The following is a 21,462-nucleotide window of genomic DNA, read 5'->3' as shown; positions in this document are numbered from 1 at the left end:
AAATTTTTATTTAACTTCTAATAATAACAAATATGAAAATAAGAGAGGTGCAAAAATTTTTGGATGCCTATGAGAAATTTGAATTAATAAAGAAAAATTTAGCAGAAGTGTTAACTGAAAATGAATTAAAAGAGAAAATAGAAAATGGAATCAAAATGAAAGGATACTTGGGTTTCGAGCCGAGCGGTTTACCCCATCTAGGATGGATCGTATGGATGAATAAGGTAAAGGATTTAATTGATGCAGGTGTCGAATTTAATTTGCTTGAGGCTACATGGCATGCAATGATAAACGATAAACTAGGAGGTAACATGGAGCTCATTAGAAAAGCTGCAAGATTAACTAGAGATGTTATGAAGGCATTAAACGTACAGGTTGATAAGATAAATTTTGTTGATGCAGAAAAAATGGCTAGAGATAAAGATTATTGGGCACTGGTAATAAAAGTAATGAAAATGACAAGCCTAGCTAGAATGAAGAGGGCTTTAACAATAATGGGTAGAAATATGGATGAAGCGGATTTAGATACATCAAAATTAATTTACCCAGCTATGCAGGTTAGCGATATAATATACATGGATTTAGATATAGCATTAGGTGGCTTAGATCAAAGGAAAGCACATGTTTTGGCAAGGGAAATTGCAGAAAAAATTAATGCAAAGAAACCAATTGGATTGCATACGCCAATATTGACAGGCTTAGATGGAGGCAAAAGAATGGAGACTGGAGAAATAGATGAACAAGCTGCAAGCTATAAAATGAGCAAGTCAAAACCAAATACTGCAATATTTGTTAATGACAGTGAAGAAGATATAAAGAATAAAATAATGAATGCATATTGTCCTCCAAGACAAACGGAATTTAATCCCATATTAGATATAAACAAATATCTTCTATTTCCCCAAAACGGTTTTAAGCTTGTTATAGAAAGACCTGAAAAATATGGTGGAACAATTATATTTGAAAAATACAATGAATTAGAAAATGAGTATGCTAATGGAAAGGTTCATCCTCTTGATTTAAAAACAGCAACAGCTAACTCATTAATAGAAATGTTAAAGCCTGTTAGAAAATTATTTGAAAAAGATGATATAAAAGAATTAGCTCAAGAGATCTTAAAAGGAATAACAAGATAATTTTTAATTAAAAATTTTTATAAATTTATATGCTCTGAGAGAAATAGCAATATTGGTGAATGGGGCGAGATAGCCCTACTGAGGTATACCAGCAAATCATATTTCTGGTATACCTCCAATCTGGTATACCTCCAAAAAGGGTGCAAAAAGTGAAGTATTTAATTAAAGCTTCGTTCGAGGTTGACGGTAGAGTTGACAAACACGATGTAATTGGAGCAGTATTTGGGCAAACTGAAGGATTGCTAGGAAGTGAGTTTAACTTAGAACAATTACAAAATAAAGATAAAATAGGCAGAGTACATATTGATATGAAATACCAAGGAACGAAATCAGTAGGTATATTGCAAATTCCGAGCAATTTAGATAGAGTAGAAACCGTTTTATTAGCGGCCATGATTGAAAGCGTTGATAGAGTAGGCCCATACACTAGTAGGATAACAATAGATGATATACAAGATCTGAGGATAGAAAAACTACAAAAAATAGTTGAAAGAGCTAGACAATTATTACAAAGAGTAAAAGAACAAGAACCTGATATAAAAGAGATTTTGAGAGAAATATCACAAAAACCCGAAGTCCAAGCTAAAGTGATAGAAATTGGAGAAGAAAGACTGCCAGCTGGTCCTGATGTAGAGAAAGCAGATACAATAATTATCGTAGAAGGGAGGGCTGATGTAATTAATTTAATGAAATATGGCTATACAAATACTGTTGCGCTAGAAGGTGCTAGAGAGAAAGTACCTCAGACAATAGTTGAACTGGCAAAAAACAAAAAAGTAATAGCATTTGTAGATGGAGATAGAGGTGGAGACCTCATATTAAAAAATCTACTAGACCAGGTTCATGTAGACTACGTTGCTAGAGCACCAAAAGATATGGAAGTTGAGCAATTAACTGGCAAAGAAATTGCGAGGGCATTATCACAAATGATGCCAGCTGAAGCAGTTAAACAACAACTCCTAAGTATAAAAGAAACTAAGGAAGAAGCAGAGGCAGCACATGAACAAACACTTCCTGAAACTCAAAAAATTGAAAAGAAGGAAGAAATTGTACAGCCAGAAACACCAAGTCAACAAGTAGTGCAAGAAGAAAAAGTAGAGCAAAAACATGAATTAGTTTCACAATTAGTAGTTCCAAAACAGGTTATAGATAATATAAAAAACATTAAGGGTACTTTAGAAGCAATAATCTATGATAGGGACTGGAAAGAAATAACTAGAATAAAAGTAAGAGATCTATTTACATGGCTAGACACGGCTCAGCAAAATTCTGCGTATGCAATAATATTTGATGGTATTATAACTCAAAGAATTCTAGATTTAGCAGGAGAAAAAGGAATTGTATTGCTTATCGGTGCTAGAATAGGAAGCAAAATATCATCTAAAAGAGGAGATGTAAAATTCGCAACTTTTAGCGATTTAACGTGAGTCACCTAAAAAATCAAATAATGAAGGTTGTTTTGTCCCAACCTTCAAATCTTTTTCTGTTATTCCAAAATAACTAAGTATTCTTAGAGCAGAGGGGATAATTTGTTTGTCAATATAATAATTTGTATCTATGTCTGATTCTTTAATCATAAAATATGGTCTTGCCTTTTTAGATATAGAACCAGGGCCTTTTATTATTACAAATCCAACTTTACTTCCTGGTGTTATTTTATAACCCATTTTCTCCATTAGCTTTGCTGCATAAGCATGAGGGGTTTCTGCCTCATATTCGTTAATTTCTTTTGTCAAAGTTTTCCAAATAATTAATTTATCAAGAGGTATTTCACCTTTCTTAAGACTTTCAATGATGCTTTTTATATATTCTATTGCTTTCTTAGGATCACCTGTTTTTAATATGAGCTCTGCAATATTTGATTGTACTTCTTTAGCCAAATCGCTCCAGTCTCCTCTAACGGCTTCAAATCCTACAATATCTATTTTTCCATTATCCAATAATCCCGCATACCTTTTCTTTGCTTCTGTAAAGAATATTCTCTTATATACTTTATCAACCTTAATATCAAACTCTAGTTCATTAGTTATCCAATTAATTAATTTATTTATTTTATCTTCATCATTATCAACAAAAACGCTATCAGTATCTCCATAATAAACCTTTAATCCTATAGATTTTGCAAAGTTTATTGTATTTGATATTAAATCTCTACCCCATGCTGTTATTGCTTCTGCGCAATCCCTACAATACCACCTTGCGGCCCCCCATCCAAGATAGCCATAACTAGCATTTGCTAAAACCTTTATTGCTTTCTGTCTTTCATTCAATAAATTATATTCTGGAGATCCTTCTTTATATAATTTCATTGCCTTCTTAGTTTCGCTTCTCCATTTTAAAAATCTTTCTAATACCATCTTCATAAATGCAGGCCTATCAAAACAAAACTCATGATTTACTTCTGGCGCTCTATTTCTTATTTTACAATTTTCTCCATCTTTTAATAAAGTATCAGGTCCAATATTATATTTAACCATAATACTTGGATACATACTTGCAAAGTCAAGAACTGCTACATTTTCATGTATTCCAGGTTCTGGCTTTAAAACAACTGCTCCTATATATGTTTCTATATTTCTTTCAATCCTGTTGGGCATTAACTCATTTTTCTTCTTTGCTTCCCTCATAAGTCTTGCTTCTAATCTAAATGCAACACTTGCTGCAACTACTTGATCCATTGGTAGTCCGCTTATTATGCTTAATTGAGCCCCAAAAGGCAAGAATTTATAGGCAAGGCCTAAAGTTGATTCTACATCGTCTATAGCATATTGCTTTAATGTGCTTCTTTTATCCATATTATCCCAATATTGTGCTATAAGCCACCAGTCTATGTTAACTCTTTTATCTTTAGGCATAACCCCCAAATAATCAGCTACCTCATCCAATGATTTAAATTTGATTTCTTGTAGCTCTTCAGCAAAATCATATAGATCAACATTTAGCCTTCCATGAATCGAATAGTGGCCAAAAACACTTGGATTGGGTGCTGAATCGGCTTTTCTCCCTATATCTAATTTTATTTTATAGACTTTACTGCGTTCAATTATATATGGCCAATCGAATCTATTTTGATTATATCCTACAATTATATCTGGATCTTCTTTTCTAATCAGTTCAATAAAATCATGCAATAGTTGGCTATCATCGTGACCTTTTGCTTCAAGTATTATTGGATCCTTGCTATAATTAAATTTTATAGCAATAAGTATTATTGGATCCTTGCTTGGATCAGGAGTTCTTTGAGGATTATAAACTTCTATATCAAATGCCATAATTTTTAAATTTTCTAATGGATCAACATTAATTCTTGTTTCATCCTCTAATATATCACTATCTATCTCATAAATTTCATCAACTCTATAATTAAATTTGTTATCTATTGCTTTAACTTTTACCTTATACCATCTCATTGGATATAGGTTTTTGTCTAGTGTATATCTAAATGAAAACCTTATATCAGCTTCCAAAACTTCTTTTACCCCATCTATGTTAGCTATTGTTTCTCTATATTCCCTGACACTTTCGGGAATTACTGTGGTTATTTTTAATACCTTAGCAGGCCTACCTATATAATTCATATTAACTTCTTCAATACCTACTATGGGACTTCTAGTCTTTGAAAGTTTTTGAATATCTTCCTTAACACTATCTATATTTACTTTATCATCTAATAGAACATAAAAATAAGGCCTAAATGATTTATCTATTAATAACACTTTTTTATTATTAGAATCTCTTCCCCATATTGTTATAATTGGTGTATTATTGACTATATCATAGCTTATGTCAAGAAGCTGAAAAGCAAGCAAATTTTCCATCTTAGTGCCCCACTATTAAATAGTAAACTAAAATCCTTAAACTATACTGTTTCAAGCAAAATACATAAATAATTTTAGATTTGTTTATTATTTACAAATTGATAATTTTATATATTTAATAGATCTATAATCAATTATTATTATAATAATTTATTAAACGAATAAATTTATTTGAATTATAAGTTAAAAACTTATTCTCATCTTTTAACTCATCAACTAAACACAATACTAAAATATACCTTGATTGAAAAGCTAGGTCATCTACTTGGAATCATAAATCTTAGGTGAAAAACAAACTCTTCTTATTACTAATACAATGTTTTCATGATATAAACTCTGCTATGCTTTGAAGGTCTACGGAATAAGAAGTATAAAAGAGTGTGAGTTGACAAATCTTTACCCTTACTTAATGATATAGTTCACCTATTCTTACTGAAATGTATAGTCTACTTTTCCTTGAACCATCTTTGTTAACTCCGATCAATTTGTAAGTCTCGATAGTTTTTGCCATATATTCCTGTTTAAATTTTAAAGCTAAAGATCTTGCATAACTATGATCCCTTATGTATAGATCTATTCCATTGTTTTTCATTTCTTCAACTTTTATTATTTCTCCCCTTGATCTATTCATGATATCTGTAATTTCTCTCTTAACTTCAGCATAAAGATCTGGAGGAATTTTGCCAAGATATCCTCTGATTTGAATTATAGCATTATAACCCCTTTGGGTTTTAATGGAAGAACATATTGGGCATATTGTTTTATTAAGTTGAATACTTAGTAATTTATCTTCTTTTAATACCAAGTTATTATAAATTCCTTCTATTGTTATTCTTGCATTCACAAAATTTTGATTTGATTCCATAAACTCTATATTTTTTATATAAATCTCTTTTATTGGATTTACAGGCCTCATCTTTTCAGTAACATAAATTCTCAAAAAGCTATCCAAAGTTTCTTCTAACGAATTTAATCCTGATACCCATTGACCCAAATATTTATATGATCCACAAATATTACAATATGTGAATTCAACCTTATCAGGTATCTTAGCAATACCTTTATATTTAATAAAACAATCTCTACAGAATCTATCAACAAATTCTACTTCATTACTAGACCTTCCACAAACTGGGCATACTTTTTCCGGCATTTTTTATTTCCTATCTATATATACTAATTAGAATTTAATTAATTTTATTAAATAACTCATTATAAAACATTTAAAAAGAAAAATTTTAATGAAAAACATTTCTAGAAACATTAATTATTTCAGATTGTTATAAGTAATATCATGGGTAGCCCTTATGACAGTAAGAATAGCAGTTTTAGGAACAGGGAATATGGGCAGTGCGATAGCAGAAAGGCTTGCAAATACAGGATTTACAATATTTTTATGGAATAGGACTATTGATAAAGCAAAAAGTCTTGCATCTAAAATAAATGCAACTGTTTATGAAACACCATGGAGAGCTATTGAAAATGCCGATGTAGCAATTACATTGGTTTCTGATGATAATGCATTATATGATATCATTTCGCAAATGAGGAGATCTGATGGATTATTATTTATAAATTCATCTACAATTACTCCGAAGGCAAGCATGGTTGCCTCAAAACAATTAAAAGAACTTGGTGCATGTTATGTTGAAGCTCCAATAATAGGAAATCCACATGATTTGATTCAAGGAAATGTAATTTTTCTAGTTGCAGGAGAAAGGAATTGTGTAAGATACTCTATGGGCATATTGATGTCGGCTGGAAAAATTATTGAAATAGAAGGAGAAAGTTACAAAGCTTCTATTGCAAAGTTAATATATAACTCTATGCTCATATCATCTATACAATTACTAAGTGAATCTCTAACTTTAGCTGATGCCTATGGAATAAGCCAAGAAAAAGTAAAAGAAATAATGGAAAATACAATATTTAAGCAATTTGTTGGTAAATATTTAGATAGAATTATCAATGAGAATCATCCAACATCATTTAAAATTTCTTTAGCAGCAAAAGACTTGGAATATGCGAACTCAGCAGCCTTTGATGCTAATTTAGTTTTACCCTTAATCAGAACTTCGGCACAGACATTTAAACAAGCAGATATTTTTGGCTTAAATGAATCAGATTATACAAAAATTTTTAATTTTATAAATCCAAAAAAATTTAAAAAAATAAGCAATTCTAATAAATAATATTTGCAAATGCCTCATCGCTTTGGCCCCTCCTCATTATTTATCAGAAGCGGCCAGCTTCTAATCACAGGCACTTATTATTATATTACTTTTTATTATTTATGTTTATCTAATCCAATCCACTAAATTGTATTTAAACTAATTCTAATTAGAATTTTCAATTAAATACCAAATTAATTATAAAAAATGAAAAATAAAAATTCTCATAATTTACAAATTAAGCTCATTTAATCTATATGCAGTTATATCAGTTAATCCATCCAAATTTTTACAATTATATGTTTCCTCTTCAATATTATCAATCTCATAACCTATTTCTTTTAATGCATCAATTATACCCTGTTTATTAATGGATACGATTGCAAGACCATTAAAATTCCGCGAACTCTCAATAGCATCAGATATTTGTTTAGATTTAGTTAAATAAAGTAATGCTTTTAACGAAATATTTGAAATCTTACTATCATATTTAATATCCTCTAATACATATGTATAAACTAATGCTATAACGCATGGTTCTATATCATGAGGAGTGGAAAAAATTAATGTATAGGGCTGAAATTTTTTAGTTAAATTCGCTAACAGCTTTTTATCAATAGATACATCATCTATTTTTATTAAAAATATTTCATCAAATGGATAGGTTAGCTTTATTACTTTCACTGCCTGACCCCTAGGGTTTTATTTAAATAACTTTCTATTTCTATTGGTGAATATAAACCTATAAATTGATTAATAGTATTACCTGTATTTGTATTATAAATAATTAGCATAGGGGTTGCATCTATACCTTGAGTATATGCCAAGTCAGCAATATTATAAGCATCTTTCATTGTAGAATTTATATCATTGTAATTTATTGATAAATTACTTTGATTAAGTAACATATAGATTGTATATGGAGTTGGAACTTGCAATTGAGAAGTTTTATTGTTTTCATATAATAGTATATTATAATAATATATTGCATAATCTTTGTCTAATATTTTGTAAAATTGAGTAAAACCATATTTTTGATAAATTAAATCCAACATAGCAATCATTTCTAATGAATATTGATGAATGGGCATTCCTACAAAAACAAGCATTGTATAATTATTTTTTGCTAGATAATATAAATATGGTAATGTATTATTAAATTCTATTGCACAATAAGGACATTCTGGATCATAAATTATAAATAAATAATATTTTGATGAAGGATTTCCATATGTTGGAACTAGAGGACTATTAATATATGGTAATAAAGGTGTAACGCTTATTAAATTACTACTTGTTGTTGATGTTGTTATAGAGCTTGTTGATGTTGGTGTAACATTTTTGTTGCTCTTATTAAATGCTAAAAAACCTCCTATAATAACTATGGCTATTACAACAACGATCAATATAGTTTGAATTTTGTTCGTTTTAGCCTACACCTCACCCTAACCGTATTAAATTTAGTTAATAACTAATCCTATAGACTTTATGCATACTACCTCTAATTTTAATTCATGATGCCAAATTATAAAAGTTGTCATCAATAGATAAATTTTTCATAATTTAATAAATATTAATACCAAATTCCAAATTACTTTAAAAATATTTAATCAAAATTTTTCAACTTATCAATAGAAATATTTATTTTTATAATCTTTTTTAAGGATTGGCTTGTTTTTGACTTTCCTCTTTAGTTTCCTTCTCTATTTCCTTTAATTCTTTTTCAAGCTCTTTCTCTATTTCTTCAATTGGCTTTGGCGGAGGGGTTGTTACCAATGTATAGCCTATCCATCCTATTATAGCGAATATAGCTAATACCGCAATACTGCCAGTTAGTTTGAGTAATGTTAATGCAGCCTTGGCTGCTATTGGTGGATACCACAATATTATTAAATATGCTAATATAACGACAACAGATATGACCATTAATAATGCTCCAGTTGCCTTATCTTTATTCAATCTTTATCCCCGAAAATTTAACGCGTTAAGATAAATATAAGCTTTACTATTCCTTAAAAATTTTATTTATAATTATTTTTTAAAATTTCTTAAAATATTAATTATATTTTTTAAAATTTCTTCACTTACCTCATCTATGCTTTTCTCCCTATTATTATCAGCTATCTCATTAATAACTACTACTTTTACTCCATTCTTATTAGCCAACCTTAAAATGTCGTTATACCTGTTCTTTACTTTTTCTAAAAATATCTTATTTTCAAATATAGATACCGAAGACCTCATAGATATCCTTTTTAATGCCACATCTAACGGAACATCTAAGTATATTATTATATCTGCCTCAATTGCAAACTTGTTTAATTGACTTATCCAATTAATATCATCTCCTTGATACGCCATATTAGAATATTTATACCTATCTGATATTACAATATAATTTTTACTGATATAGCTTAAAATTCCTTCATTTGCACCATCACCATACATCAAATGATAAAGCCTATCCGCTGCAAATAATAGAGCAATTATATTGTTATCCAATTTCTTATTTTTATCTAAAATAATTTTTTGTATTAATATACCAATCTCATTGTTAGTAGGTTCCTTTGTATAAATCGATTTATATCCTAATTTGTTTAACTTCTCGTTTAATAATTTTGAATGTGTAGTTAATCCACTACCATCAATACCTTCAAATGCTATTAGCAAACCTTTTTCCAATATTTGCACCGGGCATAAAATAATAGTTCTCCTATTAAATTCTTTTTATGATTATCAGTGTTTTTATAAAAGATATAAAAGGTATAACTACATATACAGAATTTAGGGAGATCTAAATTCCCTTAAAGTTTAGGCTTGCCTAAAAATACTTTAAAATTGTGAATTATACATGAGAGGATAAGAATGGAATACAAAGAACTATTAAAAACATTTGGACCTGCATGGATAGTAATGATAGCTGATGTAGATGTAGCATCGATAATAGAAGGTCTGCAGTCCGGTATTGCTTGGGGATACAGAATGATATTTATAATGTTAATACTAACAATTCCTCTATTCTTTATACAGGATGCAGCAGGAACATTAGGAACAATATCTGGCATGGGATTAGGAGAGGCTATTAGAAAAAAATTTGGGAAAAAACAAGCAATAATTGCATCAATACCAATGACAATAACTGATTTTTTGGAATATGTTGTAGAATATGCAGGTATAGGGATCGGCCTTCAATTATTGGGAATTCCATTAATAATTGGACTAATAATTATATTTATATTTCATATAGCCGTTGCAACTAGCAAAAGGTATAGACATGCTGAAATGTTTCTAATACCAATAAGCTTTATTTTAGTCGTAGCAACTATTTGGATTGCAACAATGTTCCCTATTAATTCAAAAGAATTATTATTTTATGGATTAAATCCAATACAACCTTATAATAACAAAAATTACAATTTCTTATTAGCTGCAAGTATTGGAGCTGTTATTATGCCTTGGATGCTATTTTTCCATTCTGGAGCAGACTCAAGAAAAAAAATAAAAACAGAAAATCTAAAATACGAAAGATTGGAAACATTTATTGGAGCACTTGTATCTGAGATCTTAATGGTTATAACAGTTATTGTTGGCTATAATCTTGCAAAAATTGATCCAAATATCAATTCAGATGGTATCATAAATCCTTATACATTTGAAAAAATTTTGACTAGCTTTAATACAAATCTATTGTATTTATTAGGGATTGGTTTCATAGCATCTGGTTTTTTGGCATTAGTTGTTATATCCATGGCTTCTGCATGGGGGGCCTTAGAAGCTTTAAATATAAATAAACATAAATGGTACATTATTATTTACTCTTTAGAGTCATTACCTGCTATATTGATTGTATTAATATCTAAAAATTTAATATATTTAATGTTAGAATTAATGGTAATTTATACAATAATAGTAGCGCCTCCTTTATATTATTTAGGTAGATTAATTTCTGATGAAAAAATTATGAAAGGAAAGCCAATAAAAGGTGTTAGACTAAAAGTTTATTGGGTGCTTTCAGCAATGGTTGTTATAGGAGGGTTTATCGGATTTATATCTTTGCTATAATCATTATTAATATTAAATGAATTAATTCGTAAGCTGAACCCTATTCTTAATTATATTTAATTATGCATTAATAATAGAATATAAACCATTCATTTCCAATGAATATCTTTTGCCAAATTAATAGTTTTTATCCTTTAAACATATTTTTCTAGATTTTGATTTTAGTAGATTTTTCCAATATTCTAGGCTTTAATTCTAACGAAAAATCATTTTGTAATGTTTTGTAAACTACTTCACCATTTCGGGGATTGGATTTTCTAATATCCTTCATGGTATACCTTCATTTCCTCTTTAGGGTGTTTGTATATCCAACTCATACCTTTCATTAAGGCATAAGCTAGTTCAGCCTTCTATCTATACTTTCAGGAAAACAACATTTCATGGGAAACATTACCCAGGATTTAATTTTATTGCTAATTATCATTTTATGATTCGCTCTCCTAACGGAATGGGTTTCTAAGTGATATCATAAATGAAGTAAATATAGGAAGATTATCCTTTGAATACATAAATTATTCAATTACTTAAAACCATGGCGTGATTTTTATATCTTGGTTTAAAATTCGAATCATATATAATAAAAATATCTCTATAATGGCATTTATTCTGCTACATTATAACTACCTCCGCCCTCACGGGGGTCTTTTGTGAGGAGGATGAAAAAAGGTTTTGTTATCATATACTACATAAAATTAAAATAACCTATTTCATACTAAATATATAGGGAGATGAAAATAAATTTGGTTAAGCAAAAGAATAGCAATAACTCTAAAGGGGAAATGCCTTTACCGAATGATGAAGAAGGCACCATGATTTGTGTAGTCCAAAAAGTGATAGGAGCAGGATTTTTAGAAGTCGTTTGTACAGACGGAAACAAATACAAAGCATGGATACCCGGGAAAATGAGAAGAAGAATTTGGTTACATGAAGGGGATACTATATTGTTCCTTCCATGGGGAACTTCAGATATGAAAGGAGAGGTTGTCCATAAATATCAACAAAATGAAGTAAGAGAATTGATTCAAAAAGGACTTCTTTCTAAGGATCTCTTGGGAGAGGAAAGTGGTTGAAAAGATATTTTGATGAAAAAGGAAAAGTTGAGAAAAGAATAAAAGATGAAGATATTGTAAAAACGGTTGATGAGGTTTTAGATTCTTTTACAAATTATCATATAGACAAGCTAATAAACAAAAGAATTATAAAAGAAATAAAAGGGTCTTTTAGCTCAGGAAAAGAATCTAAGCTTTATTGGGGAAAGAGTTATAATAATGAGGAAATAGCAATAAAAATATTTTTAACATCGGCTGCAGAGTTTAGGAAAAGCATAAAGGAATACATATCAGGCGATCCAAGATTCCAATCAATACCTAACAAGTTTAGATCATTAATCTATTTATGGGCAAAAAAAGAATATACCAATCTAGATAAATTGAAGAAAAATGGAATAAATGTGCCTCAACCTTTGGGATTATCAGGTAATGTTTTGGTCATGGAATTTATAGGCGAAAATGGTTATAGAGCGCCATTAATTAATGAAATTTATAAAGAATTAGAAGATGAAGAAATTGAAAAAATTTATCATGACACTAAAGAAAATATAATGAAAATGGTTTGTAATGCCAAAATAGTTCATGCCGATTTAAGTGAATATAATATCATGTATTGGAAATCAAAACCATATATAATAGATGTATCGCAATCCGTTGATATAAACCACCCAAATGCTATGTCATATCTTAAAAGAGACTTGAAAAACGTATATTCCTTTTTTTCAAAACTAATAGAAATCGAAGAATATGAAGAATACGAAAAGGGGATTTTAAAATGTCTGGAAGAGAAGGAAGAATAGAAAAATGGGTTAAAATCTATTCCCAGATACCATCAGAAAACAAAGAAATCTTCCTAAAGCATTTCAATGAAATAAAAAATTACATAGAAGAGAGATTAAAAGTAAAGGTAGAAATTGATAATAATAGCTCATTAATAACTATTGAACCGTTAGATAACAACACATCGCCTGCAGACATGATGAAAGCAAAAGATATAATACAAGCATTATCGATAGGATTTGTTAAAGAAGAAGCATTAAAGCTACTCGATGAGGAAAATGTTTTAATCGTAATAGATATAAAATCTAAAGTGGGAGATTCTAATAATCATATAAAAAGAGTTATGGGAAGAATTATAGGAGAAGATGGTAGAGCCAAAAGAACAATAGAAGAAATAACTGGTACTTCCATCCATATAGGAAATAATCTTATAGGTGTTATAGGGGATTATGATAGGGCAACCATTGCACAATACGGAATTGAACTTTTAATAGATGGAAGAATGCATAGCACAGTATATAAAAGGCTAGAATCGATGATGAGAGAAATAAAAAGACATGATTTAACAAATTTATGGGAAAAAAGATTATAAATAAGTATTTTTAATAGTTAATAATTTTTAATAATTATAATTTAGTACAAATATTTCTGTTTCTTTTGGTAAGTCCTCATTTCTTATTTCAATGTTATTTTCATTAATTTCAACAACCTTATATTTAACATTATTTAAAAAATTATTAATAGAATCATAAGGTATTGCAGACCCTTTAATCCAATAATGCATTGGAATAACAATTTTAGGCTTCAAATTATCAATATATTCTATTGCTTCATCATAATTTATTGTAGTTACACCTCCTATTGGAATCATTAAAACATCTGTTGGATATAATTTTTCCTTTATTGAATTATTATACTTCTCTCCTATATCTGATAAATATCCTAAATTGATGTTTTCAATATCTAATCTAAATATTATAACTTTCCCATAAAGTTTACCATTAGCATTATCATGGAATGCTTCAAAGAAATTAAAACTAATACCATTAACTTTCTTTTTTCCTAAATAGTTTCTAATAACTTCTTTCGTTTTATCCCCATAAGCCATTTCTACCGCATTATGATCAAAATGATTATGAGTTACTATTATATAATCAGCGTTTATTTTACAAGGCTTTAAATTAAGACTATAACCATCGTGAGGGTCTATAGCTATCTCTATATCATTATGCCTTATGACAAAATACGAATTTCCACACCATTGTATATTCAATTAAATCCCTATTTATTTTAAAATTATGCTCCAAAATATATATTATATGGAAAAAGTTTTATATTTCAGTTTTTTAATATTTCACAGGGTTAATATGGGTGAGTGGAGTGGTTATTTCTTATAATGAGAGAAACATAGCAACTATAGAAGATGTTGATCTCACAAATAAAAAAGTATTGCTAAGAGTAGACATGAATTCGCCTATAAAAGATAATGTTATTATGGATACGAGCAGAATTAGATCCCATATAAAAACTATTAAAGAATTAGTAGAACTGGGATCAAAAGTAGTTATAATGAGCCATCAAGGAAGACCTGGTGAGAGCGATTTTATTTCATTAAAAAGCCATACTGAAATCCTATCAAAGCTATTAGGATTTAATGTAGAATTTGTTGGAGATATTATAGGTCCAGAAGCTAGAAAAAGGATTGCAACATTAGAGGTTGGAGAAGTTCTTGTTTTAGAAAATACTAGATTTTTATCAGAAGAAAACATTGAGATGCCTTTTGAACAACTTATGAACACAAATTTCGTTAAAAAACTCTCTCATCTGTTTAATTATTATGTAGGAGACGCGTTTGCCAGCGCTCATAGAAGTCAAGCCAGTATTGCCGGATTCCCCTTGGTTATGCCAGCAGTTGCAGGAAGAGTTATGGAAGATGAGATCAAAGGATTAAGTAAGGCAATTAATGGGGAAAGACCGTCTACTTTGTTTATAGGCGGAGCAAAACTAAAAGATGCAATAAAAATAATGAATCATTTAATAAAAACCAAAAAAATAGATAACATATTAACCGGGGGTCTTGTTGCTCTTTTATTATTAAAAGCCAAAGGTTATAATATAGGCAAAGCTGAAAAAATAATAGAAGAAAAATTTGCTAGCTTAATTCCTGAAGCAAAAGAGCTTTTAAAATATGATAATATTTTCTTACCTGAAGATTTTGTATCAGATGTTGATGGTAATGTAGAAGTAGTTTCCTCAAAAGAAATAAAGGGCTCTCCTAAAGATATTGGACCACAAACTATAGATTATTATAATGAATTATTGAAGAATTCTAAGACTATTATATTAAGGGGCCCAGCTGGAGTAATAGAAGATGAAAGGTTTAGAAATGGTACAATAAAATTAGCAACCGAATCTCTTAATAGCAATGCGTATGTTATATTTGGTGGAGGCCATTTCATTTCAATACTAAATGATTTGCCACCTATGCTAAGAAAAAGGATAGGTTATATAAGCACAGGAGGAGGAGCAGTCGTTTATTTCTTATCAGGAGAGCCTATGCCGGGAATAGAAGCTCTAGCATTATCATATGAAAAATTTTTTAAAGGGTTGAAACAATGAAAAGCAAAGTTAAAGTTGCAATAAATGGATTTGGCACAATAGGCAAAAGGGTTGCCATAGCGATAAACAAACAAGATGACATGGTGGTTTCAGGCATTGTTAAGATAAAGCCTGATTACAATGCTTTATTTGCCAAAAGGATGGGAATGAATATCTATACCATAGATAAAGAAGACGCTAATGAATTTAAGAAAAAAGGTATAGAGGTATATGGAACAATAGAAGATCTAATAAAAGAATCAGATATAATAGTTGACGCAACCCCTGATGGTGTTGGAGAAAACTACAAAAAGTTATACAATAAATACGGTATTAATTCTATATTTCAAGGAGGTGAAGAAGCTAATATAGCGGATATATCATTTAATGCATTATGCAATTATGATGAGGCTTATGGTAAGAAGAGCATTAGAGTTGTATCTTGTAATACAACAGGTTTATTAAGAAGCATATGTGCTTTAAGTAATTTATCAAAGATAGAAAAAGTAAATGCAGTATTAATAAGAAGGGGAGCAGATCCACAGGAAATAAAAAAAGGACCAATAAATTCAATTGTTTTAAATCCTGTTGGATTGCCAAGTCATCATGCATTAGATGTTAAAACAGTCATTCCTTGGATAAACATTTCAACTGCTGCTGTTGTAGTACCTACTACATTAATGCATGTACATCATGTTACCATAAGATTTTCTAATAAGGTTGAAAAAAATGATATATTAGAGGCATTAATGAACTCTCCAAGAATAATTCTAGTAGATAGCGCAATCTCTGGAATACAAAGTACATCCCAAATTATAGATTCCGCAAGACTAAGTAAGGAAAGAGGTGATATTAACGAGCTAGTAGTATTTAAAGATTCAATAACTGTTGATGATAACGAAGTTCAGTTCTTCCAGGCTGTTCACCAAGAATCAATAGTTGTACCAGAAAACATAGATGCAATTAGAGCTTCATTAGAGCTGTCTTCAAAAATGGAATCAATTAATAAGACCGATAAGAAGCTTGGTATAAACAAGATACTTTATTAAGAAGCATTCAAATCTCTTTGACTTAAGGTTACTAAACCAACTTTTGCCGTTATATCATTTAATCTTCTATAAAACCTAGTATCTAAAACACCTTTATCAACACTCCATTCAACAAAGCTTGTTAAACCTTCAATAAACTCTTCCTCAACTATTTTTGCTATCTTCCTTATTTCATCTTCATTAGCTATTTTTATAGCTCTTTCAATAACTAAATCTGATGGATGAGTTAAACCAGATAAATATTTGCTAACTGCAGCTGGAGTTATATCAAGTTCGTTAGCAAGTTCTCTTACTCCTCTTTCATCTGCCAATATTTCTATTATTTTTTGTCTTGATTCTTTTCCAAGAAGATGTACATATTTTGTCATTAAACGTTGCACCATTCTTTTTATAATTAATTAAAATGTAATAAGAGGTTAAGATTACATACTAAGTTTATATCCTTAAAAACCTCAAATATTTAAAAATAAACAAAAATAAATTATTTTCTTATTTTTTTGGCTGAAAGTTTATTTACTTTTCTGATTTCAAAATCTATTTCAGCATCAACCATTGAAGCCTTGTTTTTTATTTCATTTAAAATCTTGTTTAAAGAATCTTGGAATGGTTTTATTGAATCTGCCTTTTCTAAAACCTCTTTTCCATCTCCTGTTACTCTTATTTTTCTGTATCTAGGCTCAGCTTCAGCAAGGCCTGTGTATAACAATGCAACTATATCATTTTTAAGAGCTGCACTGTAAGGATCGTTACCAAGTTGGCTGAATTGATAACCGAGATCAACTCCCTTATTTTTAAGTTCAGCAACAACAATTTGTAGTGTCCTTTCATGAACCATTCCCAATTGGGAAATTAGATAAAGCAAAGACAAAAGCTTTGGATTTTGAATTACTCTATCCTTTGTTATCACTTGAGTTGCAACTACCTTTATATCTTTTGTAGTAGATGCCTTTTGATCCACTTGTTCCTCCTTAAGCTTATTTTGCTTCCTACCACCCAAATCCTCTCACCACAAAGTTAAAACTCTCTCCAAATATATAGTGTTCGGAGGGGGTTAAAATTGAAAAGGAAAAATTTGATGATTATATCTTCATTAATTATTAGTTTTGTAATACTATTTACAATTTCTCCAATATATGCACAGCAAATAACCAGTTTTCAACAATCACAATGGTCAAGATCAACTTGGCTTTACTTACCGGCAGTTGAAGGTAATAATAGTGGACTAGTTATAAATACAACAATTACTTTATCATATCCAGGTAATGGCCAAGTCACAGTAGATAACAATGGCCAAGTACAAAGTTCTACTTTGTATAGCATGCAAATGGCATATATGGTAGCAATGCTTTATGCAGGACTTGATTATAAAGATTATAATCTAAAGGTTTTCATAAATACTTCTGGATCAGTTTCAGGACCTAGTGGAAGTTTTGGAGTAATGCTTGCAACCTATGGCTTAGCAACCGGATTAAATACTTCAATACTTCATAATTATGCAATAACAGGAGCAGTAAGTCCTTCAGGTTTATCTGGACCTATTGGAGGGCTATCATATAAATGCTCAGCAGCAACTTCACATAATTTGACTTTAGCCTTTCCTATGGGAAATTTAATATCTGGAGGAGTATCTTATTGTGAAAAGTTTATTCCTGTATCAGGCATATTAATGGCTTCTAATGCAATATTTAAAACTGCTCCATATAATATAAGCATAAATATTACTAAAGATGTTGAATTTGAGCTGGCTATGAAAAATGCATCTAAGGAATTCATAAATCAATCAGAAATTATATTAAAGCAAATAAATTCTACAATAAATACAATTAGCAATCAGACAATATTGATTTTAAATTTGGTACAAATAATAAACTATACCGAAACTAACCTTAAATTAGCTCAAGACCTTGTAAATGTAGATCCGTATGCATCTGCAAGCTATGCCTTTACAGCTTATTACAATGCTTTAACAGTAAATTATACTATATGGCTGTATAAAATTTCTTTAAAATCAGGTAATTACATTTCAAGCTTTATAAATAATGTATCGCAGAATATAATAAACCAGGCTAATACCCTTGAATCAAAGCTTATTAGTATTTCCGGGTTAAACACACTATATTCACAAGAACTTATGGCAACAGCATTTAGTAGAATAGCTGATGCAATTTACAACGCTGAGTATATGAAAAGTGTATCATCTACCATAATAAATACTTCTTTAATAACCATAGCTCAAAATTTAGCTTATTCTGAGGCAAGAATAGAAAGTGCTATTTCATGGGCAGATGCTGCAGTTTTATCAAATAGCACACCACCATTTATTACTCCAGAACTTATAATATCAACAGCAAATTCTGCTTCATCTTATACAAGTACAGCAATCAATTATGCAGATTCCTTGATTGATTATTATATAAGTCAATATACTTCAATAGGTGATATTGCAGATGCACAACTATTAAGTGCTATAGAAAACAATCTGAATTATCTTATATCTGATGCAAATAATCTTTTGAGCAAAGGATACTATACTGCAGCGATTGGAGTTTATGAAGACGCGTTACAAAACTCTTTAAACATTATATTTATAATAACAGGAACAAATTATTCCTTAATAACAATCAAATATGCAAATGAATTGCAAAATGAATTTAGCCTTATATCTTCAGAACTGGCATCAAGAGGATTACAAAGCTCAATTGATAGCTCTTATATGAGATATGCAAATCAAATCATTAATTCAAGTCCTGCAAGTGCGTTAAATATAATGGAAACAGCTGTTATAGATTCATTAATTTGGTATCTAGGAGAAATTTCACTAAATCAAGGCAATTCTTCTAATTTAATATTAATAAATGCTTCAAATAATACAATAAACTATGGTTTTTACGCAATATATTTAATTTTAGGATTAGCCATAGGTTTTCTCATTGCTATGACTTATATAACAAGAATTTATAAAAAAATATATTATTAATTTTATAATTAAAATATTTGTTAAGACTTTTATTCTTTTAGTAATATTAAAAAATGGTGAAAATTTTGAACAACATAAAGCCAGTAATCAAAAAATTTTATGAAATAGAAGAAGAAAAATTGCCAGAGGATCAAGCTCAAAAATCATATATAAGATGGTTATTAACAGATGATGATGGTGCAAATAATTTCTTCATGAGATTGTTTAGGATGGAACCAGGAGGTCATATAAATTCGCATTTTCATCCATGGGAACATGAAATATTTATTGTAGAAGGGAAAGGTAGGGTTAGGATCGGCTCAAAAATATACAATGTTGAGGAAGGGAACTTTTTATTTATTCCTCCAAATGCAGAGCATGAATATTGGGCTGATTCAGAACTTAGATTTATATGTATAATACCGTCAAAGCCTACAGCTAATGAAGTAGACAAGCCTGTAGAATATTAGTGATAATAATGCAAGATGATAAAAGAATCAAAATTAGTAATTTAAATGAACTAATAAAATCATGCAAAAAATGTCCTTTACATTTAAGTAGAACAAATGTTGTGTTGGGAAATGGAAATATCAATACAAAAATTATGCTAATAGGAGAAGCTCCTGGTAGAAATGAAGACCTTGAAGGAATACCATTCGTTGGTCTTGCAGGAAAACTCTTAGATTCATTATTAAATGAGAATAATATAAAAAGAGATGAGGTATACATTACTAACGTAGTTAAATGTAGACCTCCTAATAATAGAACCCCTAATAAGGAAGAAGTTAGTTCATGTTTACCCTATCTTATTGAGGAAATAAATATTGTTAAACCTGAATTAATTTTAACTTTAGGAAGGACGGCTGGAGAGGCAATTTCAATAATATTTAATTATGAGTGGGAAGGGTTAGAAAAGGAAAGGAAAAAAATTAGAGAAGTTATGTTTAATGGTACAAAAATTAAGATTCTTTCAACATATCATCCAGCAGCTGCTCTCTATAAGCCAGAACTAAAAGAATTATTAAGAGATGATATAAAAACAGCAAGTAAAATTATAGGGAATAAACATAAAAACTTAATAGATTTTATGTAACAAATACATCGATAAATTGTTTATATACAAAATTAGACTTTTAATTTATTAGTCTTTTTATATATTTAGGTGGAAAAATGGAAGAGAAAATTGATGAAGTATTTTTAATAAAGGTCAGTTCAATTAATGACTTGGCTAGATTAGCATCATCGATGGCAGCCCACATGATACTAATGCCAATTTATAGGCTTATGAAAAATGGCAAGTCAACATATTTTGTTCAAGCAACATATAAAGATTATTATAAATATTATGGAGTACCCCTTGTATATTACTGTGAAATTGCTGAAGATCTAAATCCTGAAAAAGCAAAATATGTATTAATAAGGACAGATGAAACTGGTGAAAAAGTCGAAGTATCAGACAAAATAAAGCCAGGTTGGATAGCAATTCCAATTATAAACATTGAAGAGATTCCAAAGTTCTTACCAAGTTAAGCTTCAGCTTTTCCTTTTTCATTATTTTTTAAAAGATTCTCATTCATAAGACTTTCCTCTAATATATCTCTTAATGACTCTTCAGACTTTAGTCTTTCCAACGCATTTTTTCCTAAAAGACTTATTTGATATATTTTATAGCTACCCCTAGAATATAATGATTCAAGAAAGCCTAATTCAGATAGACATTGTATAGTTGCTAACACCTTGTATCTTGGTACATTTAATTTTTGTGCTACATCTCCTGGAGACATGGGGCCTTGTTCTTCGAAATATACTAAAATATCTTTTATTATTGTTGACAAGCATTTTC

23 protein-coding genes are annotated in these 21,462 nt (G+C 29.6%); 13 read left to right on the top strand and 10 right to left on the bottom strand.

What is annotated here, in order from left to right; translation table 11 throughout:
• Nucleotides 1-59 precede the first annotated feature (59 nt).
• Both CALAG_RS03670 and dnaG read left to right on the top strand, forming a co-directional pair.
• Nucleotides 60-1,136, top strand: coding sequence for a tyrosine--tRNA ligase (locus CALAG_RS03670; protein ID WP_048816722.1), 1,077 nt, complete (start codon nucleotides 60-62; stop codon nucleotides 1,134-1,136).
• 149 nt (nucleotides 1,137-1,285) lie between these two features.
• Complete coding sequence (gene dnaG, locus CALAG_RS03665) at nucleotides 1,286-2,563, top strand: DNA primase DnaG (protein WP_015232394.1); 1,278 nt, start codon at nucleotides 1,286-1,288, stop codon at nucleotides 2,561-2,563.
• On the opposite strand, the gene CALAG_RS03660 is transcribed toward dnaG, so the two are convergent.
• Nucleotides 2,555-4,954 carry a DNA-directed DNA polymerase gene (locus CALAG_RS03660; RefSeq protein ID WP_015232393.1) on the bottom strand — a complete coding sequence of 800 codons (2,400 nt, stop codon included), beginning with the start codon at nucleotides 4,952-4,954 and terminating at the stop codon, nucleotides 2,555-2,557. The genes dnaG and CALAG_RS03660 overlap by 9 nt on opposite strands.
• 406 nt (nucleotides 4,955-5,360) lie before the next feature.
• On the bottom strand, nucleotides 5,361-6,107 hold the full coding sequence (locus tag CALAG_RS03655) for a 60S ribosomal export protein NMD3 (RefSeq protein ID WP_015232392.1): 747 nt from the start codon (nucleotides 6,105-6,107) through the stop codon (nucleotides 5,361-5,363).
• 154 nt (nucleotides 6,108-6,261) lie between these two features.
• On the opposite strand from CALAG_RS03655, the gene CALAG_RS03650 reads away from it, so the two are divergent.
• The gene (locus CALAG_RS03650; protein WP_015232391.1) at nucleotides 6,262-7,146 is read left to right on the top strand and encodes an NAD(P)-dependent oxidoreductase; all 885 of its coding nucleotides are present in this window, start codon (nucleotides 6,262-6,264) and stop codon (nucleotides 7,144-7,146) included.
• A 210-nt stretch (nucleotides 7,147-7,356) separates the two neighbouring features.
• Here the strand turns inward: CALAG_RS03650 and CALAG_RS03645 are convergent, their stop codons facing one another.
• The 4 genes from CALAG_RS03645 to tmk form a co-directional block, all read right to left on the bottom strand.
• Nucleotides 7,357-7,809, bottom strand: coding sequence for a hypothetical protein (locus CALAG_RS03645; protein ID WP_015232390.1), 453 nt, complete (start codon nucleotides 7,807-7,809; stop codon nucleotides 7,357-7,359).
• Nucleotides 7,806-8,531: a hypothetical protein gene (locus CALAG_RS03640; RefSeq protein ID WP_015232389.1), complete on the bottom strand. Its 726-nt coding sequence runs from the start codon at nucleotides 8,529-8,531 to the stop codon at nucleotides 7,806-7,808. Before CALAG_RS03640 ends, CALAG_RS03645 begins: the two co-directional genes overlap by 4 nt.
• A 253-nt stretch (nucleotides 8,532-8,784) precedes the next feature.
• Complete coding sequence (locus CALAG_RS03635; RefSeq protein ID WP_015232388.1) at nucleotides 8,785-9,084, bottom strand: transcriptional regulator; 300 nt, start codon at nucleotides 9,082-9,084, stop codon at nucleotides 8,785-8,787.
• Between the two features lie 72 nt (nucleotides 9,085-9,156).
• The gene (gene tmk / locus CALAG_RS03630; protein ID WP_048816721.1) at nucleotides 9,157-9,807 is read right to left on the bottom strand and encodes a dTMP kinase; all 651 of its coding nucleotides are present in this window, start codon (nucleotides 9,805-9,807) and stop codon (nucleotides 9,157-9,159) included.
• 183 nt (nucleotides 9,808-9,990) lie between these two features.
• Here tmk and CALAG_RS03625 point away from each other — a divergent pair, with 183 nt between their 5' ends.
• The 4 genes from CALAG_RS03625 to CALAG_RS03610 all read left to right on the top strand — a co-directional run bounded on the left by CALAG_RS03625 (nucleotide 9,991) and on the right by CALAG_RS03610 (nucleotide 13,608).
• Nucleotides 9,991-11,187 carry an NRAMP family divalent metal transporter gene (locus CALAG_RS03625; protein WP_015232386.1) on the top strand — a complete coding sequence of 399 codons (1,197 nt, stop codon included), beginning with the start codon at nucleotides 9,991-9,993 and terminating at the stop codon, nucleotides 11,185-11,187.
• A gap of 728 nt (nucleotides 11,188-11,915) precedes the next feature.
• Nucleotides 11,916-12,257: a translation initiation factor aIF-1A gene (locus CALAG_RS03620; RefSeq protein WP_015232385.1), complete on the top strand. Its 342-nt coding sequence runs from the start codon at nucleotides 11,916-11,918 to the stop codon at nucleotides 12,255-12,257.
• Nucleotides 12,254-13,036 carry a serine protein kinase RIO gene (locus CALAG_RS03615; RefSeq protein ID WP_015232384.1) on the top strand — a complete coding sequence of 261 codons (783 nt, stop codon included), beginning with the start codon at nucleotides 12,254-12,256 and terminating at the stop codon, nucleotides 13,034-13,036. Before CALAG_RS03620 ends, CALAG_RS03615 begins: the two co-directional genes overlap by 4 nt.
• Nucleotides 13,012-13,608, top strand: coding sequence for a KH domain-containing protein (locus tag CALAG_RS03610; RefSeq protein ID WP_015232383.1), 597 nt, complete (start codon nucleotides 13,012-13,014; stop codon nucleotides 13,606-13,608). The genes CALAG_RS03615 and CALAG_RS03610 overlap by 25 nt, the downstream gene beginning before the upstream one ends.
• Before the next feature lie 27 nt (nucleotides 13,609-13,635).
• On the opposite strand, the gene CALAG_RS03605 is transcribed toward CALAG_RS03610, so the two are convergent.
• Nucleotides 13,636-14,289, bottom strand: coding sequence for an MBL fold metallo-hydrolase (locus CALAG_RS03605; protein WP_015232382.1), 654 nt, complete (start codon nucleotides 14,287-14,289; stop codon nucleotides 13,636-13,638).
• 107 nt (nucleotides 14,290-14,396) lie between these two features.
• Here CALAG_RS03605 and CALAG_RS03600 point away from each other — a divergent pair, with 107 nt between their 5' ends.
• A complete protein-coding gene (locus CALAG_RS03600) occupies nucleotides 14,397-15,635 on the top strand; it encodes a phosphoglycerate kinase (protein ID WP_216475987.1) in 1,239 nt (412 codons plus the stop codon).
• On the top strand, nucleotides 15,632-16,663 hold the full coding sequence (locus CALAG_RS03595) for a type II glyceraldehyde-3-phosphate dehydrogenase (RefSeq protein WP_015232380.1): 1,032 nt from the start codon (nucleotides 15,632-15,634) through the stop codon (nucleotides 16,661-16,663). Before CALAG_RS03600 ends, CALAG_RS03595 begins: the two co-directional genes overlap by 4 nt.
• On the opposite strand, the gene CALAG_RS03590 is transcribed toward CALAG_RS03595, so the two are convergent.
• Both CALAG_RS03590 and CALAG_RS03585 read right to left on the bottom strand, forming a co-directional pair.
• Nucleotides 16,660-17,031: a transcriptional regulator gene (locus CALAG_RS03590; protein ID WP_048816720.1), complete on the bottom strand. Its 372-nt coding sequence runs from the start codon at nucleotides 17,029-17,031 to the stop codon at nucleotides 16,660-16,662. The two genes, CALAG_RS03595 and CALAG_RS03590, sit on opposite strands and share 4 nt — an antisense overlap.
• A 113-nt stretch (nucleotides 17,032-17,144) precedes the next feature.
• Complete coding sequence (locus tag CALAG_RS03585; RefSeq protein ID WP_015232378.1) at nucleotides 17,145-17,660, bottom strand: hypothetical protein; 516 nt, start codon at nucleotides 17,658-17,660, stop codon at nucleotides 17,145-17,147.
• Between the two features lie 60 nt (nucleotides 17,661-17,720).
• Here CALAG_RS03585 and CALAG_RS03580 point away from each other — a divergent pair, with 60 nt between their 5' ends.
• The 4 genes from CALAG_RS03580 (at nucleotide 17,721) to CALAG_RS03565 (ending at nucleotide 21,149) form a co-directional block, all read left to right on the top strand.
• Nucleotides 17,721-19,640 carry a serine protease gene (locus CALAG_RS03580; RefSeq protein ID WP_015232377.1) on the top strand — a complete coding sequence of 640 codons (1,920 nt, stop codon included), beginning with the start codon at nucleotides 17,721-17,723 and terminating at the stop codon, nucleotides 19,638-19,640.
• Nucleotides 19,641-19,696: 56 nt separating this feature from the next.
• A complete protein-coding gene (locus CALAG_RS03575) occupies nucleotides 19,697-20,089 on the top strand; it encodes a cupin domain-containing protein (protein ID WP_015232376.1) in 393 nt (130 codons plus the stop codon).
• Nucleotides 20,090-20,097: 8 nt separating this feature from the next.
• Entirely contained in the window at nucleotides 20,098-20,712 is a 615-nt protein-coding gene (locus tag CALAG_RS03570; RefSeq protein ID WP_157463182.1) for a uracil-DNA glycosylase, read from the top strand.
• A 77-nt stretch (nucleotides 20,713-20,789) separates the two neighbouring features.
• Nucleotides 20,790-21,149, top strand: coding sequence for a hypothetical protein (locus CALAG_RS03565; RefSeq protein WP_015232374.1), 360 nt, complete (start codon nucleotides 20,790-20,792; stop codon nucleotides 21,147-21,149).
• Here the strand turns inward: CALAG_RS03565 and CALAG_RS03560 are convergent.
• Nucleotides 21,146-21,454 (bottom strand): transcriptional regulator, encoded by a 309-nt coding sequence (locus CALAG_RS03560; RefSeq protein ID WP_015232373.1) that lies wholly within the window; start codon nucleotides 21,452-21,454, stop codon nucleotides 21,146-21,148. The genes CALAG_RS03565 and CALAG_RS03560 overlap by 4 nt on opposite strands.
• Between the last annotated feature and the right edge of the window lie 8 nt (nucleotides 21,455-21,462).

This window comes from Caldisphaera lagunensis DSM 15908, assembly GCF_000317795.1.
GTDB lineage: Archaea > Thermoproteota > Thermoprotei_A > Sulfolobales > Acidilobaceae > Caldisphaera > Caldisphaera lagunensis.
Note: the sequence above shows the minus strand (reverse complement) of the source record. Positions and strands in the feature narration are given on the sequence as shown.